Genomic DNA, 15,988 nt, shown 5'->3' with positions numbered 1-15,988 from the left:
GCGGTGTCGGCGCGGTCCGGGGTCCGGGTGCCGCGCCGGTGAACGCCGGGGATCAGTGCGAGGGCGTCGTCCGGCACCGCGAAGGTGAGCGGCTGATGTCGGGGCTCTCTTGCGGGAGATGACGGGCAGGACCCGGTGCTTGCGGAGTGCGCGGTCGTGAGGCCGGCCTCGGTCGTGAGGCCGGCCTACATCTGGAAGGGCACAGACAAGGAGAACTGAACGTGCAAATGGGCTCAGTACTCCGCTGGACGTCGCCGCCCGCTGGAGTGTGCCGGCCGACGCGCGATCTCATTCCTCGGCGAGGAGGCCGGGCACGCGGAGGAACCGCTGATCGCGTGGCGTGACGGCGTCGGCCGGCCCAGCGGCTTGGAGGACGACATCCAAGGCCCGCTGCGGGTCGGCTCTGTACATGCCGCTCGCCCAGGCGGCGTTGGCTTCGATCACCGACCAGGTCCCGTTCACCGTTCCCACATCCACGACGATGGCGGAGGGCAACGTGTCGCCGCACTCGGCGAGCAACTCCGCTCCGAAGGCGGCCGCTTCCTTGTTCAGTGGCCCGAGGCTCAGCCTCCCCCGCAGCGCGTACTGACTGCCGGTGTGAACCTCTCCATTGAGCAGATACAGCCGGTACTCAGCGGCGAACTCCACCACGTCGCTGATCAGCACCGGTGTCTGCGGATCCACCGCGTCCGGGCCGGGCAGCCGTGACCCGTCGCTGTAGATCAGTGCCGGTATCCCCTTGTCGTTGGGAGACTTGATGAAAGCGGGCCGGCACAGGCTGTAGGCCTCGCGGATCGGCGCCAAGGCGATCTCGCGCCCGGTGAACATCCGGGGCAGACGAGCCAGCCAGTCCTCAGGTGCCTGCAGCAGGGAGATGTTCAGAGCGGGTGCCACGACGTCCGCGAAGCTGGGCCCGGCATGCAGATGATCGGCGCGCAATTCGGCCGGTACGGCGAACGTGGGCAGTTGCACGGTCGGCAGTCCGCAATGGCGAGCGGCGTCTCGCAGAGCCTGGGCGGAGGCGGTAAGGCGGGGTGGCAGAAGGAGAGTCACGCAAACGGATTATGGCCCACGAACAGCGGCGACTTCGCCGCCTGTTCAGCATCAGCCTCCGCGGACAACGATCGCCCACCGCCGCTGTTCCCGCCGCGGCAACGAACCTGGCACATCGCTCATGAACTCCGCCGACTCACCCCGGAGCCGTTCCGCATCCCCTGCCTCATCCCGGGCAGGTGCCTGCCGCCGGGCGATGCCCCCGACGTATCGAAGCCTTACCAGGCCGTTTCGTTTTGGATCACCATGAGCGGGTCTGCTCCGGAGGCAGGATCAATGCTGTCGCCGAGTGGCGGAAGGTTGCATAGATTCATCCGGTGACCTACGACATCATGCTCGTGCGGGTACGACCGGGCCTGACGCTTCAGGAAACGCTTGACCGCCTCAACGCCGGCTTCGATCCCGATGCCGACCTGCCGCTGCTCCGGCTCACCGACGCGCAACGGACCGAGTGGGACCGGATCCTGAGAAGAGCTCCGCGGGACATCGGCCGTGTGGAGTCCGAGGAATACCTGTACAGCCTCACCCTTGAGACCGTGGGTCCGCCAGGACGCGTACAGCTCGACTACTGCGGCGACACGGCCCACATCGAGGTCGCCTACCGCCACTCGGGTCCGGCGGCGTCGGAAGTGATGGAGCTGGCCTATCGCATCGCTCACATCGTCGAAGACGAGAGCGGCCTGACCGGCCACGACTTCGAGGTGTGTCAGCCCACCCGAACCGGTGACCCCGCCAAAGCCGCCGCCCGGCTGAGCGGCGTCTCCGATTGGACACAGCATCACTTGAGCTGACGGGACAGCCCTTAGCCTTGAGTCTCCAGTGACTGGAGACAGCAGGGTGGGGGACATGGACATCACGACCCTCTGCTCGATCGGGGAGCTTTCCCGACGGACCGGCCTGTCGGTGCGGACCATCCGGTTCTACTCCGATTCGGGGGTGGTGGCGCCGACCACCCGAAGCCCCGCCGGCTACCGGCTCTACGACCTCGACGCACTGCACCGCCTGGAACTCCTGCGCACACTCCGGGAGCTGGGCGTGGACCTGGCCACGGTCCGGCGGGTGCTGGACCGCGAGCTGTCGGTGGCGGAAGTCGCCGCGGCGCGGGCCGACGCCCTGGACACCCAGATCCGGGTACTGCAACTGCGCCGGACCGTACTGCGAGTCGTGGCCGGGCGCGGGGCCGATCCCGAGGAGACCCAGCTCATGCACCGGCTCGCACAACTGTCGGGCGAAGAACGCCGACACCTGATCGACACGTTCATCGACGCCACCTTCCCCACCGCGGACGCCGACCCGGCCCCGGCGGCCATGATGCGCGCCGCCCTTCCCGAACTCCCCGACGATCCCTCCAGCGACCAGGTCGCCGCCTGGGTGGAACTCGCCGAACTCGTCGGCGACGAGGACTTCCGGGCCCGGCTGCGCCGGACGGCCGCGTTCCGGGCCGGTGGGCGCACGCTCGACATCGAGAGGAAGGCCGGCGAGGAACTGATGGCGTTCACCCGCCGGACGGTGGCCGAGACCATGGAATCGGGCATCGACCCGCTCGGCGAGAGCGGCGCGTCCGTCGTCGACGGCCTTGTGCACCGCTTCGCCGAGGTGTTCGCGCGCACGCCCGACACGGAGTTCCGGAACTGGATGGCCCAGCAGTTCGAGGAAGCGCACGATCCCGGGGCGGACCGGTACTGGCGGCTGGTCTGGATCATCAACGGCTGGGAAGTGGTGCCGCACCTGATCCCGGTGTATCCCTGGCTCATCCAGGCCCTGCGGAATGACCGCGCCGCCTAGTCACCGAGGTGGAGGCCTGTGGACATGGCACGAGGGTGTCCTATTTCGGTAGGTGGTAACCGAATTGGACACCCTCGCGACGGTGCCGCACCTCAGGATCGCCGTGGTGCGTGGTGCGTGGTGCGTGGTCCTTGGCCCGTACGCCGGAGCGGCGCTCAGGACTTGGGGGAGAAACGCAGCCGGGTGGCCGCCAGTGCGCCGAGGGCCAGCAGGGCGACGGACACCCACAGGCCGGACAGGCGGTTGCCGGTGGCGTCCTCGGCGTACCCCATGATGTAAGGGCCGACGAATCCGCCGGTGATGCCGATGGTGTTGAGCAGTGCCAGTCCGCCCGCGAGGGTCTTGCCGGCGAGCCGGGTGGCGGGGAAGTTGAACAGCAGGGGCTGGACGACGAAGAACGCCAGGCCGGTGAAGCAGAAGCCGAGCAGGGCGATCACGGGACCGGCGACCGCGGCGACGATCAGACCGGTGAACATCATCAGCAGACCGGTCACCACGAAGTTGCGGGAGTGCCGGGGCGTGGTCGCACGGGACGGGACCAGTACGGCGCCCACGGCCGCGGTGATCCAGGGAAGTCCGGTCAGCAGGCCGATGGTGAACGGTGAGAGATCGCCCCAGGTGCCGATGATGCCGGGCAGGAAGTAGACGACGGAGTACAGGGCGACCTGGTGCGTCCAGTTGGCGAAGATGGCCAGCAGCATCTGCCGGTCGCGCAGGACCGTCAGCAGGGAGCCGGAGGTGTTGCCGGCCGCTGCGGCGCCCTCGGCCTGCTCCCGGGTGACCGCGTCCTGCACCATCCGGGCCTCCTCGGCGCTCAGCCACGATGCCTGGGACGGACCGTCGGGCAGCAGCCGGAAGATGACGAACGCCAGGAACACGCAGGGGATCCCCTCGATGACGAACATCCACTGCCATCCGTGCCAGCCGCCCATCCCGTCCATCTCCATCAGCAGCCCGCCCAGCGGGTTGCCGATGACGCTGGCGATGGAGGCGCCGAGGAGGAGCAGTCCGATGGCCTTGCCGCGGGTCTCGGAGCGGAACCAGTACGTGAAGTAGAGCAGGATGCCGGGGAGCAGCCCGGCCTCGGCCGCGCCGAGCAGCAGCCGCATGGCGTAGAAGGACTTCTCGCCCTGCACGAAGGCCATACAGGCGGAGATGATGCCCCAGGTCAGCATGATCCGGGTGATCCACCAGCGGGCCCCGACCCGGTACATGATCAGGTTGCTGGGGATCTCCGAGAGCGCGTAGGTGAGGAAGAACAGCCCCGCGCCAAGCCCGTAGGCCGCGGCGGAGATGCCGAGGTCGACCTCCAGGCGTTCCTTGGCCAGACCGATGTTGGTCCGGTCCAGGAACGACATGATGTAGGCCGCCAGCAGCAGCGGCATCAGCCGCCGCATATTGCGGTGGTCCAGCTCGCCGAGCGCATCGCGCGGGGTTGCGGGTGGTGTGACCGCACGCGGGGTGCGGGAACCGCGGATCAAAGACATCGGTGTCCTCATGGAGTGCTCTGGCAGCCGTCGGACGCGGGCTGCGGCCGAGGGGTCGGGGCCGGGCGGCGGACGGCGGTGACGCCGCGGGCCGCCCGGCCGGAGTGGGTTCAGACGACGAGCCGGACCGGGTTCTCCACGGCCTCGGTGAATACCGCGAGCCAGCGTGCGGCCACCGCTCCGTCCACCGGGCGGTGGTCCACGGACAGGACCACGCCGAGGACCTTGGCCGCGGTGACCGCACCGTCGCGGACCACCGCCTCGTCGCGTGCGGCACCGATGGCCAGGATCGCGGCCTGCGGCGGGTTGATGATGGCGGCGAACTGCTCTACCCCGTACATGCCGAGGTTCGAGACGGTGATCGAGCCGCCTTCGAGATCGGCGGGACGGAGCGACCCGGAGCGCGCCTGCTCCGCGTAGGCGCGGGTCCGCGTGGCGATCGCCGACACCGACAGGTTCTCGATGCCGCGGAGCACCGGGGTCACGAGGCCCTTGCCGGTGGCGATGGCGACCGAGACATCGACGGTGCCGAACCTGCGGACGGCCTCGGGCCGCCAGATCGCGTTCATCTCGGGCACCTGGACGTGCGCCGTGGCGACGGCCTTGATCAGCAGATCGTTGACCGAGACCTTGACGGGGCTGACGGCGTTGAGCCGCTGCCGCAGGGCCAGCAGCTCGTCCACGGCGCAGGTCGCCCGCAGGTAGAAGTGCGGGGTGTGCTGCTTGCTCTCGGTCAGACGCCTGGCGATGGCCCGGCGCATGCGGCTGTGGGGGATGTCCTCGTGGTCACCGGAGCCACCGGAGCCGCCAGAGGCATCGGTGCCACCGGAGGCATCGGTGCTGTCGGGTGCGGCGGGAGGCTGCGGCGCGGGTGCGTCCGGCCGGGGGGCCGGGGGCTCCACCGCCGCTGGTGCCTGACGAGCGGCGACCGCGGCCTCGACATCCCGCCGGACGACGCGGCCGCCGGGACCCGTGCCGGTGAGCAGCGCGATGTCCAGGCCGGCCTCCCGGGCCAGTCTGCGGGCCAGCGGACTGCTGAAGACGCGCCCGCCGCGATCCGGCCCGCCGCCCGACGGCAAGGCGGAGGGGACCGCGGACGCCACCGGGGACACCTGGGGCTCGGGGGATGACTGGGGCACCTGGGGCGCCGGGGGCACCTGGCGTTCTGTGGCCGCGTTCTCCGGCACGTCCCTGCGTACCGCCTGCCGGGCCTCGCCGGGCCCCGTAACGCTGACGCCCAGCTCCGCCAGCAGCGCGCCGAGGTCAGCGGGCTGCTCCCCGGCGGCGCCGAGTACGGCTATCGGGTCCCCGACCTCGACCTCCGTACCGGCCTCGTGGAGCGTCTTGAGCAGCACGCCGTCACGTTCGGCGGCGACATCGACCTCTGCCTTGTCCGTCTCGATGGAGACCAGCGCGTCGTCCTTCGTGAACGAGGCGCCCTCCGCCACCTGCCAGGCGGACAGCACCGCCGTTGCCGCGTCGGCGGCCACAGCGGGCATTCGGAACAGTTCTGCCATGATCAACCCTCCTGGGTGTTCTGCCGTACGGGGAGGGTCAGTTCCCGGTGACCCGCTGGAGCGCGGCCACGACCTCTTCGGTCCGTGCGATGGCCGCCCGCTCCAGCACCTTGCTGATGCTCGGCGAGGACTCACCGGCCTGGACGCGCTGGACCGGCTGGTCGAGCCAGTCGAAGTAGCGGCGCTGGATCTCGTCGGCCAGCCAGCCGCCGTAGGAGGTGCCGACGGGGCCCTGCTCGGCGATGAGCACGTTGTTGGTCTTGCGGATGCTCTCGCCGAGGGTGTCCCAGTCGAGACTGGCGCGGTCCAGCCAGCGCAGATCGATGACCTCGGCATCCAGCCCCAGCTGCTCGACGGCGTCCAGGACGTAGCCGGTCATCGCGAGGTAGGAGACGACGGTGATCCGCGATCCGGTGCGGCGCACGGCGGCCCTGCCCACGGGCAGGCAGTAGTCGAAGTCGTCGACCGGCCCCGGGCCGACCGCGTTGTACAGGTCGGTGTGTTCCAGGACGACAACCGGGTCCTTGCAGGTCAGCGCGCTGTTCATCAGGCCCACGTAGTCGAAGGGCGTCGACGGGGCGACGATGCGCCAGCCGGGGGCCGTGGCGAGGATTCCCGCCGGGTCCATCGAGTGCTGGGAGCCGTAGCCGGTGCCCATGGCGACCTTGCTGCGCAGGACGAGCGGGACGCCGGATCCCTGACCGTCGCCTCCGAACATGTGCCGCGCCTTGCCGATCTGGTTGAAGATCTGGTCGGCCGCGACCCACATGAAGTCGGCGTACATGAACTCCACCACCGGCTTGAACCGGCCGTCGAGCGCGATGCCACCGGCCAGCCCGGCGAAGGCGTTCTCACTGATGGGCGTGCCCAGGACCCGGTCGGCGTGGGCTTCGGCCAGCCCCTTGGTCGCACCGTTGGTACCGCCCTTGAGGCGGTGCACGTCCTCGCCCATGACGACGACCGATGAGTCCCGCGCCATGCGGCGGCTCATCACCTCGGCCACCACGTCGATGAACTTCCGCTGCTCCAGCCGCCCCTGGAAGGCGTCCGGCCCGGCGCCGGGGGAGGTGTCGGCGAAGCGCACGCCGTCGAACTCGCTGAGGTCGCCCCGCACGCCGACATCGCGGAAGGACGGGTCGGGCCATTCGGCGGGCCTGATACGGCGGGTGCCCGGCTTGCCCTCGGGGTCGGGTTCCAGCAGTTCGTCGCCGATGGCGGCCATGACGGACTTGGCGAGGGCGGTGCACTCCTCGATCTCGCCGGCGCTCAGGATGCCGCTCTCGACGAGCCGCCGGGAGACGAGGGCCAGCGGGTCGCGGGCCCGCCACTCCTTCTCCTCGTCCTTGGTGCGGTAGCCGAAGGCGCTGCCGGGGAACGGGCCGTTCTGGTGGAAGTAGCGGTAGACCTCGGCCTCGACGATGGTCGGACCATGGCCGGCGCGCATGTGGTCCACGGCTTCGCTCATGGCGAGGTACACGGAGAGCGGATCCATGCCGTCCACGCGCCAGCTGGGGATGTTGAAGCCCAGGCCGCGCGCCGAGAGCCGGGGTTCGGCCGTCGCCTCGTCCACGTGGGTGGAGACGGCGTACTTGTTGTTCTCGATGAAGAAGCAGACCGGCAGCTTCCAGGCCGCGGCGAGGTTCATCGTCTCCAGTACGGAGCCGATGTTGACCGCGCCGTCGCCGAAGTAGCTGACCGAGACGGCATCGGTGCCGGCCTGCCGCGCCGACCAGGCGAACCCGGCCGCCTGCGGTACGCCGCCGCCGACGATCGCGTTGGTACCCATGGCCCCGGCCTCGCGCCACTGCAGATGCATGGATCCGCCCCGGCCCCGGCAGAACCCCTTGGCCAGGCCGCAGATCTCGGCCAGGCTGCGCGACAGGACGGTGCGCACCCCGTCGTCGACGGGCCGGCGCAGGTCGATGCCGCCGGGCGCGACATACCCCAGCGCCTTGGCCAGGAACTGGTGGTGTCCGCGGTGCGAGCCGCCGACGAAGTCGGCACCGGTCAGCGGGAGCACGGAGCCGACGGCGCCGCCCTCCTGGCCGATGCTGGAGTGGGCCGGGCCGTGGACCAGCCCCTGGCCCGCGAGGTCGAGGACGTACTCCTCGAACGTCCGGATCAGCAGGGTCTGGGTGAACATCGAGGTCAGCAGCCGCGGATCCGCGCCGTGCCAGTCCTTCTTGGTCGCGCGCACCTCGGTCCACGGTGAGGCGGGGGCCAGTTTCCGGTGTGTGGGCATGAGCACTCTCCTGTGTGATTCGGTGAGCACTGTCGCAGTCAATGGATCCATAGCCAATACCTCGTTACTGGAACGTTACGTTCAGATTTCGGGAATATCCATTGACGGTGGCGCCTGAGGTGGCGCACTGTGGGAGCCATGGCGGATGAATGGATCCATTCCAAAGGTGACCGGGAGCGGGGACTTCCCGGGCTGGCCGGTGTCGAGCACATCGGCTTCACGGTTCCCGACCTGGAGGAGGCCACCCGGTTCTTCGTCGAGGTGATCGGCTGCGAGCACGTCTACTCGCTCGGGCCGTTCCGCTCCGACGGCACCTGGATGAGCGACCACCTCGGTGTCCACCCACGCGCCGTCATGCGCGAGCTGCGCTTCTTCCGCTGCGCCGGCGGCCCGAACTTCGAGATCTTCGAGTACGAGGCCCCCGGGCAGGAGACCCGCCCGCCGCGCAACAGCGACGTCGGCGGCCACCACCTCGCCTTCTACGTCGCCGACCTCGACGCCGCCGTCGCGCATCTGCGGCGGCACGGCGTACGGATCCTGGGCGGGCCCACGGCCAGCTCTGGCCCCAGCGAGGGACAGCGGTGGGTCTACTTCCTCGCTCCCTGGGGGATGCAGCTGGAACTGGTCTCCTCCCCGGGTGGCAAGCGGTACGAGGACGGGGCGCCGGTGCCGCTGTGGCAGCCTTCCGTCTGAACACGCCGCCGCGACACCGCACCAGGGAGAGCCATGTCACGCAAGCCGCCCGTCGGATCCGATGCCCCCGGATCCGGCACATCCGCGTCCAGCACCCCGGGGCCCAGTGCCGCCGTCGCCAGCCAGCGCGTCGCGGACCATCTGCGGGCCGCCATCCTGAGCGGTGAACTGCGCCCCGGCGCACGGATCATGCAGGAGCAGGTCGCCGCGCAGCTCGGCGCGAGCCGGCTCCCGGTGCGCGAGGCCCTGCGGATACTGGCGGCCGAGGGCCTGACCGTCGTGAAGTCCAACAGCGGCGCCTGGGTCTCCAGGATGGACATGGCGGAGTGCGAGGGCGTCTACAAGATCCGCGAACGGCTGGAACCGCTCGCCCTGATCGAGAGCGTCCCGAACCTGACCGCCGGACAGATCGCCGAACTGGAGACGATCGCGCGGCAGATCGAGCTCACCACCGACGTGGACCGCTTCCTGGACCTCGACCGCCGTCTTCACCTGCTCACCTACGCCGGATGCCGGGTCGACCAGATCAACGCCATGGTCGACCGGTTCTGGAACACCACACAGCACTACCGGCGCGCCTTCGCCCGGCTCGCGGGCGACAGCGGCTGGGAGCTGATCCACGCCGAACACCGCCTGATCATCGAGGCGATCAAGCGAGCCGACACCGTCGACGCCGAACGCTTTCTCACCGGTCACATCCGCCGCACCCGGCTGGAGCTGACCCAACACCCCGAACTGTTCAACGAGGATGACCATGACACCGACGACACAGCAGACGCAGCAGGCTCCGCGGACTGACGCCCGGCCCTTCGAGGGCCGGACCCTTCTCCTGTCGGGAGCGGGCGGCGGCATCGCCCGCGAGGTGGCCCGGCAGTTCCATGCCGCCGGTGCCCGTCTGGTGCTCGGCGATCTGAACGCCGCCGCCCTGGAGGAGTTCGCCGCGACGCTCGACCCCACCGGCGGGACCGTGATCACCCGCAGCCTGGACGCGGCCTCGCCGGAGAGCAACAACGCGTTCGCCGCCGCCGCGGTCGAGACCTTCGGCTCGGTCGACTTCCTCGTACCCGCCGCCGGGATCTACCCGGAACAGGCCGTCGCCGACATGACCGACGAACAGTGGAACACGGTGATCTCGGTCAACCTCAACGGTGTCTTCTACCTCACGCGCGCCGTTCTGCCCCACCTCAACGAGGGCGGCAGCATCGTCAATCTGACATCCATGGCCGGTCACCGGGGCAGTGTCCGGCACGCGCACTACGCGGCGACCAAGGGCGCGCTGCTCGCCTTCTCCCGCAGCCTCGCCTGGGAGCTCGGGTCCAGGGCCCGGATCAACATGGTCTCGCCCGGAATCATCGAGACCCCCATGACCCGCGACTACGTGGCCTCCCGCGGTGACACCGCGCTCTCCGCCACCCCCCTCGGCCGTCTGGGCAGGCCGGAGGAAGTGGCCTCCGTCGTCACCTTCCTCTGCTCGCCCGCTGCGAGCTTCGTGCAGGGCGAGGTCATCCATGTCAACGGCGGCATGCACATGATCTGACCGCACCGGGAGCGGCGGTGAGCAAGCGGTGGAGAGAGCGGGAGCGGAAGAGAACATGACGATGGAAGCAGCGGTCTACCCCGACCTGGAGGGCGGGTCCGTGTGCGTCACAGGTGCCGCGCGCGGCCTGGGGCTGGCCATGGCAGAGGCCTTCGTGCGAGCCGGCTGCCATGTGCTGCTGCTCGACATCGACGGCGCCGAACTGGACCGGGTACTGCCCGTACTGGCGGCGCGCCGGCGGGACCGGGTGATCAGGACGGCCACGGCTCCGGTGAGCGACGAGGACGCCGTGACCGAGGCGCTCACCGGCTTCACGGCCCGAACGGGGGAACTGTCCGTCATGGTCGCCAACGCCGGGGTGTCGGCCAACGCCCCCTCCCTCGGCCTCGGGCTCGACCGCTGGAACACCGCGCTGGACGTCAACCTCACCGGCGTCTTCGTCTGCGCGCGCGCCGCCGCACGCGTCATGCGTGAGGGTGACGGAGGCGTCATCCTCACCACCTCGTCGATGTACGGGGTGACCGCCGGGCCCGAGCGCGCCGCGTACTGCGCGACCAAGGCCGCCGTCGCCGCTCTCACCAAGGTGCTCGCCGTCGAATGGGCCCCGCACGGCATCCGGGTCAATGCGCTCGCGCCCGGATATGTCGAGACCGACCTGCTGGCCGGGCTGTCGGCCGCCGGGCGGCTGGACACGGAGGCGCTGCGCCGCCGCACCCCGCGCGGCCGGCTCGGCAGCCCGCAGGACATCGCGCACCTCGCCCTGTTCCTGTCCTCAGCGGTGTCCTCGAACATCACGGGCCAGGTGATGGTCAGCGACGGGGGCTGGACGGCGGACGGCTACGCGGTGACGCCGGGCTGACCGGCGCGGACTGACTGGCGCGGGCTGCCCGGTCAGCCGGCCGGCCCGCGCGCCGCCCGCTCTGCCTGGGCCGCCCGCTCCGCGTGGGCCGACTGCTCCGCCTGGGCCGTGGCGGCGGAGCACCGCCGCACGGATTCCGCAGGGGTCAGGCCAGCGACGCGGCGTGGGCCGGGTCGATGGCGTACTGGAGCGGCAGGCCCCCGGTGAAGCGGCGGAGCTCGTCGAGCACGAGTTCGCCGAGACGGTGGCGTTCGGCGCCCAGCGCACCGCCGAGGTGGGGTGTCAGGACCACGTTGGGCAGGGTGAACAGCGGCGAGTCCTCGGCCGGGGGCTCCGGGTGGGTGACATCGAGTACGGCGGTCAGGTCGGGCCTCGCACGCAGGACCTCCGTCGCCGCGTGCTCGTCGATGAGCGCGCCGCGCGCGGTGTTGATCAGCGTCGCGCCCGGCCCCAGCGAGTTCAGCAGCCGCGTCCCGATCATGCCCCGGGTCTCGGGCAGCAGTGGTGCGTGGAGACTGACGACATGGCAGGTGGCGAAGAGTTCCTCCACACCGACGAGCCGGACCCCCGCCCGCAGCGCGGTGTCCGGGGAGGCGACGGGGTCGGCCGCGAGGACCTCGATGTCGAACCGGCCGAGGTGGGAGGCGACGAGCCGGCCGATGTGCCCGAGCCCCAGCAGGCCCACGCATGACCGGTAGGCGCCCGGGACCTGGGGGTTGTGCGGGAAGCGACGGCTGTTCGCCACCTCACGGGTGATGCGGTGCACCTGCTTCAGCCCGAGGAGCACCTGGGCCAGCGTGAACTCCGCCACCGGGACGGCGTTGGCCGCTGCGGCGGAGACGATCGGGATCCCGCGTGACCAGAACGCGGGCGTGGTCAGGTGCCGCACGGATCCCGCCGCGACGAGGACGGCCCGCAGCCGGGGTGCCCGGGACAGGAGTTCGGCGTCCAGGACGGGCGCCCCCCAGCCCGTGAGCAGGATGTCGACCCCGCGCAGCGCCTCGGGGTCCTCGGCGAGCTGCTGCCGGGTGAGGGCCGGCGCCTGCAGCTCCACGATCCGGTCGACTCCGGCCAGAACCTCGCGGGGATAGACGTCCGCCCTGCGTTCTTCCTCCATGACCAACAGTGCGGTCGGTCGGGCTGCCGGCTCGTTCATGCGGGTTGCGCTCCTCAGCACCTCGACTGGCGATCCGTCAGGGGACCCGTACTGCCCGTGTCTGGTGGGGCATGTGGGGAATTGTCTGACCGGATGTCGCGGATTGGCGTGGCTTGTTCGGCGCCTTGATCGGCGCGACGTGCAGCACGATACATCGGATGACTGGAAAAGCCCCCAGGTGAGGCTGAGTTACCTTGTCGGTGCTGCCCCGGCTGCCGTCGGAGCCATGCGCGATGTTGCGAAGCGCAGCGATCGGTGCCTCTGAGTGGCTGGTCCTCCGTTCCGTCAAGCGGTATCTGGGGGTCGGCATTCCTCTTGTGGAGGCTCTGGGTGACAAGGGGCTGTGGAGGGGGGCTGCCTGCCGGGGCTCCGGCGAGCCGTCGCAAAATTTTTGTATTCATCGGACTATTGACCACGGATTCGGACCCCATTAGCGTCCCCAGCAAGCGCTTTCCAGGCCAGCTGTGATGCGGCGAAACAGGAGTTGTCATGCAGAGATCGCACTGGATCGGTGCCGGGTTCCTTGCCTCGGCGCTGGTCCTCACCAGCTGTACATCAGGGCCTGCGGGAGTGGACGCCAAGCAGAACTCCAAGGCACCGCTCGAACTGTGGACCAGGACGACGCCGGGCGGACCGGGGGAGAAGGGCACGCTGAAGCTCGCCGCCGCCTTCGAGAAGGCCACGGGCTTCAAGGTGAAGGTCACCGCGATCTTCGACGACTTCGAGACCAAGCTGCAGCAGCGGGCCGCGCAGAAGAACCTTCCCGACATCGTCATGAACGATGTGACACAGCTCGGAGCCATGCACAGCCAGGGCCTGCTCCGGGAGATCGACCTGGACCGGATCAAGAGCGCCGATCAGCTCATCGGCCAGGGGCTGGACTCCGGTAAGAGCGTCGACGGCAAGCAGTTCGGTCTGCCGTACTCGGCGCAGGCGTCCGCGCTGCTGATCCGCAAGGACTGGCGCGAGAAACTCAAGCTGGAGGTTCCGCAGAGCTGGGACGACTTCTCGGCGATGGCCTCCGCCTTCACCACCAAGGACCCGGACGGTGACGGCAAGAAGAACACCTTCGGCCTCGCGGCTCCTCTCTCCACCAAGCGGGGATACGCCTCCTGGTACTTTTCCAACTTCCTCTGGGCGGCGGGCGGTGACTTCATCACCGAGTCGGGCAACGGCACGTACAAGCCCGCGATGACCACGAAGGCATCGCTGGAGGCCATGCAGTGGTTCCGTGATCTCGGCTGCGAGAACAAGGTCATCCAGCCCGGTGCCGTGACCATGGAGACCCCGCCGACGAATGAGACGTTCGAGGCGGGCCGGACCGGCATGTTCGTCGTCGGCCCCTATCTGCTGCCCCGCTTCGACGGGACACTCGGCAAGGACAAGTACGAGGTCGTACCGATGCCCAAGGGGCCCAAGGACGCGACCGTGCTCGCCGAGGGTGCCTCGGTCTATCTGATGGCCGGCTCCGAGAACCGGGCGGGCCAGGACTCCTTCGCCGACTTCGCCGTCTCCGCCGAGGGACAGAAGATCGGGATGCAGGGCGACACCGGCTTCACCGTGCAACTGCCTGTCAACAAGACCGTGGACATCTCCGAGGTCCGCCCCGACGCCCGCTGGAACACCTATGCGGATGCCTACCGGGACTCCGGCCGGTACGCGCCGTCCATCCCCAACTGGACCCCGGTGCGGCAGACGACGGCGGAGACCGTCAACGCGCTGATGGCCGACTGCGATCTGGACACCGAGGCCAAGCTGGGCGAACTCGACAAGCAGCTCGCCGACATCCTCAAGGAGCAGGGAATCGCCGCGTCATGAGTCTTGACCAGGCGGATCCGGCCGCCCCGGCGGCGGCCGGCCCCGCCGCCCCGAAAACGGGCGGGCAGGCCGGAGGGGGCGCCGCCGGCCGCCGCCGGAGCAACCGCCGGGCGGGCCGGTGGTGGACACCGTGGCTGTTCCTGGCCCCGGCACTGCTCCTCTTCCTGTACTTCAAGTTCATCCCCATGGCCAACGCGCTGACCATGTCCTTCCAGGACGTCCAGCCCTATCTCGGCAGCAGCTGGGTCGGCACCGAGAACTACTCCACGGTGCTCCAGTCCGAAGGCTTCCGCGAGGCCGCGTGGCACACCGTCGTCCTCGCCGCCGGTCAGACGGCCGGCTCGATGGCGCTCGGCCTCGCGCTCGCGCTGCTGATGGAAGGGCAGGGCCGCCGGCTGGGATTCATCCGCTCCGCGGCGTTCCTGCCGGTCGTGGTACCGATCGCCGTCGTCGCCGAACTGTGGCGGATCATGTACCACCCGACCGAGGACGGCATGCTCAACGGCATCCTCGGCCTGGTGGGATTGGGCCCCTCGGGATTCATCAACGACCCCGACACATCGATGGCCTCCATCATGGTCACCGGTATCTGGCGGGGCGCCCCCTACGACATGATGATCTTCCTCGCCGGGCTGACGAGCGTGGACCGCGGTCTGTACGAGGCCGCCAAGGTCGACGGCGCCTCCAGAGCACAGCGGGTGTGGCATGTGACCGTGCCCGGACTGCGGTCGGTGTTCTCGATCCTGTTCATCCTCGCCGCGATCCGCGGACTGCGCGTGTTCACCGAGGTGTTCCTGCTCACCAACGGCGGGCCCGACGGCTCCACCGAAGTCGTGATGACCCTGATCTACAAGCTCGGGCTGGAGCAGAACCGACTCGGTGTCGGCGCGGCGGGAGCCGTTCTGCTGTTCCTCGCGACGCTGATCCTGACAATCGTCGTGCAACTGCTGCGACGGAGGGAGAGCAAGTGAACGCGCCGACCGAGACCGCGCTGGGCCTGGCCGAGAGCAGGAGTCCGGGCGGGCGGATCCTGAAGGCCGTCACCTACCTGCTGGTCCTGATCGTCTTCGCCGGGCCCCTGCTGGCTCTGCTGGTCAGTGCCTTCAGCCAGGTCAAGGACCCGACCCAGCTGAGCGTCATCCCCTCCGGCACCACCCTGGAGAACTTCAGGATCGCCTTCGACCAGGGCGTGCTCGGCTATCTGCTGAACTCGTTCTTCGTCGTCGGCTTCGGACTGCTGCTCCAGGTGGCGGTCTCCGTCCTGGCCGGCTACGCGCTGGCCAGGAAGGTCTTCCCCGGGATGACGCTGGCGCTCGTCGCCATCCTGGCGACCCTGATGCTGCCCGAGGAGATCCTGGCGCTGCCGCTCTCCCTGATCCTCGCCGACCTGCCGGTGGTGCACTTCAACCTCATCGGCACCCTGGCCGGAATGATCGTTCCCCTGGGCGCCTGGGGATTCTCCATCCTGGTGATGACCGAGTTCATGAAGGACGTACCGAGGGAACTCGAAGAGGCCGCCCGGATCGACGGCGCGGGGGATCTGCGCATCTTCGCCCAGATCATCATGCCGATGTGCAAGCCGGCGCTCGGGGTCATCGGAGTCTTCGGGTTCACCATGATCTGGGACCAGTACCTGCTGCCCCTCCTCGTCTCCACCGACTCCTCCTCGTACACGCTGCCGCTGGCGCTGCGCACCCTGCGGATCGACCCCGCCGTCACCCCCGGAGTGGTGATGGCCGCCTCCCTGCTGGCGCTGCTGCCCTCGGTGGTCGTGTTCCTGTTCTTCCAGCGCTCCTTCGTGCACGGTCTGACCTCCGGCGCCCTGAAGGGCTGACCCGGCA

Annotated in this window: 14 protein-coding genes; 9 read left to right on the top strand and 5 right to left on the bottom strand. The window is 69.5% G+C overall.

Annotated features, from left to right (window positions below):
- Positions 1-288: 288 nt before the first annotated feature.
- On the bottom strand, positions 289-1,053 hold the full coding sequence (locus ACIGJO_RS21060; protein WP_399960161.1) for an ATP-grasp domain-containing protein: 765 nt from the start codon (positions 1,051-1,053) through the stop codon (positions 289-291).
- Positions 1,054-1,370: 317 nt separating this feature from the next.
- Between ACIGJO_RS21060 and ACIGJO_RS21055 the strand changes: the two genes are divergently transcribed.
- Positions 1,371-1,844: a hypothetical protein gene (locus ACIGJO_RS21055; protein ID WP_399960159.1), complete on the top strand. Its 474-nt coding sequence runs from the start codon at positions 1,371-1,373 to the stop codon at positions 1,842-1,844.
- A gap of 55 nt (positions 1,845-1,899) precedes the next feature.
- On the top strand, positions 1,900-2,838 hold the full coding sequence (locus ACIGJO_RS21050; protein WP_399960157.1) for a MerR family transcriptional regulator: 939 nt from the start codon (positions 1,900-1,902) through the stop codon (positions 2,836-2,838).
- 155 nt (positions 2,839-2,993) lie between these two features.
- Here ACIGJO_RS21050 and ACIGJO_RS21045 read toward each other — a convergent pair whose 3' ends face one another.
- The 3 genes from ACIGJO_RS21045 to ACIGJO_RS21035 form a co-directional block, all read right to left on the bottom strand.
- Positions 2,994-4,325, bottom strand: a complete 1,332-nt coding sequence (locus tag ACIGJO_RS21045) for an MFS transporter (protein WP_399960155.1) — start codon at positions 4,323-4,325, stop codon at positions 2,994-2,996.
- Between the two features lie 110 nt (positions 4,326-4,435).
- Positions 4,436-5,842 (bottom strand): 2-oxo acid dehydrogenase subunit E2, encoded by a 1,407-nt coding sequence (locus ACIGJO_RS21040; protein ID WP_399960153.1) that lies wholly within the window; start codon positions 5,840-5,842, stop codon positions 4,436-4,438.
- A gap of 37 nt (positions 5,843-5,879) precedes the next feature.
- The gene (locus ACIGJO_RS21035; RefSeq protein WP_399960151.1) at positions 5,880-8,084 is read right to left on the bottom strand and encodes a thiamine pyrophosphate-dependent enzyme; all 2,205 of its coding nucleotides are present in this window, start codon (positions 8,082-8,084) and stop codon (positions 5,880-5,882) included.
- A 138-nt stretch (positions 8,085-8,222) separates the two neighbouring features.
- Here ACIGJO_RS21035 and ACIGJO_RS21030 point away from each other — a divergent pair, with 138 nt between their 5' ends.
- The 4 genes from ACIGJO_RS21030 to ACIGJO_RS21015 are packed head-to-tail and all read left to right on the top strand — an operon-like array spanning position 8,223 to position 11,173.
- Entirely contained in the window at positions 8,223-8,777 is a 555-nt protein-coding gene (locus ACIGJO_RS21030; protein WP_399960149.1) for a VOC family protein, read from the top strand.
- A 33-nt stretch (positions 8,778-8,810) separates the two neighbouring features.
- A complete protein-coding gene (locus tag ACIGJO_RS21025; protein ID WP_399960147.1) occupies positions 8,811-9,575 on the top strand; it encodes a GntR family transcriptional regulator in 765 nt (254 codons plus the stop codon).
- Entirely contained in the window at positions 9,532-10,314 is a 783-nt protein-coding gene (locus ACIGJO_RS21020) for an SDR family NAD(P)-dependent oxidoreductase (RefSeq protein ID WP_399960144.1), read from the top strand. Before ACIGJO_RS21025 ends, ACIGJO_RS21020 begins: the two co-directional genes overlap by 44 nt.
- A gap of 55 nt (positions 10,315-10,369) precedes the next feature.
- Entirely contained in the window at positions 10,370-11,173 is an 804-nt protein-coding gene (locus tag ACIGJO_RS21015; protein WP_399960142.1) for an SDR family NAD(P)-dependent oxidoreductase, read from the top strand.
- A 145-nt stretch (positions 11,174-11,318) separates the two neighbouring features.
- On the opposite strand, the gene ACIGJO_RS21010 is transcribed toward ACIGJO_RS21015, so the two are convergent.
- A complete protein-coding gene (locus tag ACIGJO_RS21010; RefSeq protein WP_399960140.1) occupies positions 11,319-12,329 on the bottom strand; it encodes a hydroxyacid dehydrogenase in 1,011 nt (336 codons plus the stop codon).
- 489 nt (positions 12,330-12,818) lie between these two features.
- Between ACIGJO_RS21010 and ACIGJO_RS21005 the strand changes: the two genes are divergently transcribed.
- The 3 genes from ACIGJO_RS21005 to ACIGJO_RS20995 are packed head-to-tail and all read left to right on the top strand — an operon-like array spanning position 12,819 to position 15,981.
- Positions 12,819-14,147, top strand: a complete 1,329-nt coding sequence (locus ACIGJO_RS21005) for an extracellular solute-binding protein (protein ID WP_399960138.1) — start codon at positions 12,819-12,821, stop codon at positions 14,145-14,147.
- Complete coding sequence (locus ACIGJO_RS21000) at positions 14,144-15,118, top strand: carbohydrate ABC transporter permease (RefSeq protein WP_399960136.1); 975 nt, start codon at positions 14,144-14,146, stop codon at positions 15,116-15,118. The genes ACIGJO_RS21005 and ACIGJO_RS21000 overlap by 4 nt, the downstream gene beginning before the upstream one ends.
- Positions 15,115-15,981 carry a carbohydrate ABC transporter permease gene (locus ACIGJO_RS20995; protein ID WP_399960134.1) on the top strand — a complete coding sequence of 289 codons (867 nt, stop codon included), beginning with the start codon at positions 15,115-15,117 and terminating at the stop codon, positions 15,979-15,981. Before ACIGJO_RS21000 ends, ACIGJO_RS20995 begins: the two co-directional genes overlap by 4 nt.
- The last annotated feature ends 7 nt before the right edge of the window (positions 15,982-15,988 follow it).

This window comes from Streptomyces sp. NPDC079020 (genome assembly GCF_044542225.1).
In the GTDB taxonomy this organism is placed as follows: Bacteria; Actinomycetota; Actinomycetes; order Streptomycetales; family Streptomycetaceae; genus Streptomyces.
The sequence above is the reverse complement of the archived record's forward strand: the minus strand, read 5'-3'. Positions and strand labels throughout refer to the sequence as shown.

Bases quoted from the DNA above. Each gene is read 5' to 3' on its own strand.
- ACIGJO_RS21020 (WP_399960144.1), top strand. From the start codon at position 9,532: ATGACACCGACGACACAGCAGACGCAGCAGGCTCCGCGGACTGACGCC.
- ACIGJO_RS21015 (WP_399960142.1), top strand. From the start codon at position 10,370: ATGACGATGGAAGCAGCGGTCTACCCCGACCTGGAGGGCGGGTCCGTG.
- ACIGJO_RS21025 (WP_399960147.1), top strand. From the start codon at position 8,811: ATGTCACGCAAGCCGCCCGTCGGATCCGATGCCCCCGGATCCGGCACA.
- ACIGJO_RS21045 (WP_399960155.1), bottom strand. From the start codon at position 4,325: ATGTCTTTGATCCGCGGTTCCCGCACCCCGCGTGCGGTCACACCACCC.
- ACIGJO_RS21050 (WP_399960157.1), top strand. From the start codon at position 1,900: ATGGACATCACGACCCTCTGCTCGATCGGGGAGCTTTCCCGACGGACC.
- ACIGJO_RS21030 (WP_399960149.1), top strand. From the start codon at position 8,223: ATGGCGGATGAATGGATCCATTCCAAAGGTGACCGGGAGCGGGGACTT.
- ACIGJO_RS21005 (WP_399960138.1), top strand. From the start codon at position 12,819: ATGCAGAGATCGCACTGGATCGGTGCCGGGTTCCTTGCCTCGGCGCTG.
- ACIGJO_RS21000 (WP_399960136.1), top strand. From the start codon at position 14,144: ATGAGTCTTGACCAGGCGGATCCGGCCGCCCCGGCGGCGGCCGGCCCC.
- ACIGJO_RS21040 (WP_399960153.1), bottom strand. From the start codon at position 5,842: ATGGCAGAACTGTTCCGAATGCCCGCTGTGGCCGCCGACGCGGCAACG.
- ACIGJO_RS21010 (WP_399960140.1), bottom strand. From the start codon at position 12,329: ATGAACGAGCCGGCAGCCCGACCGACCGCACTGTTGGTCATGGAGGAA.
- ACIGJO_RS21035 (WP_399960151.1), bottom strand. From the start codon at position 8,084: ATGCCCACACACCGGAAACTGGCCCCCGCCTCACCGTGGACCGAGGTG.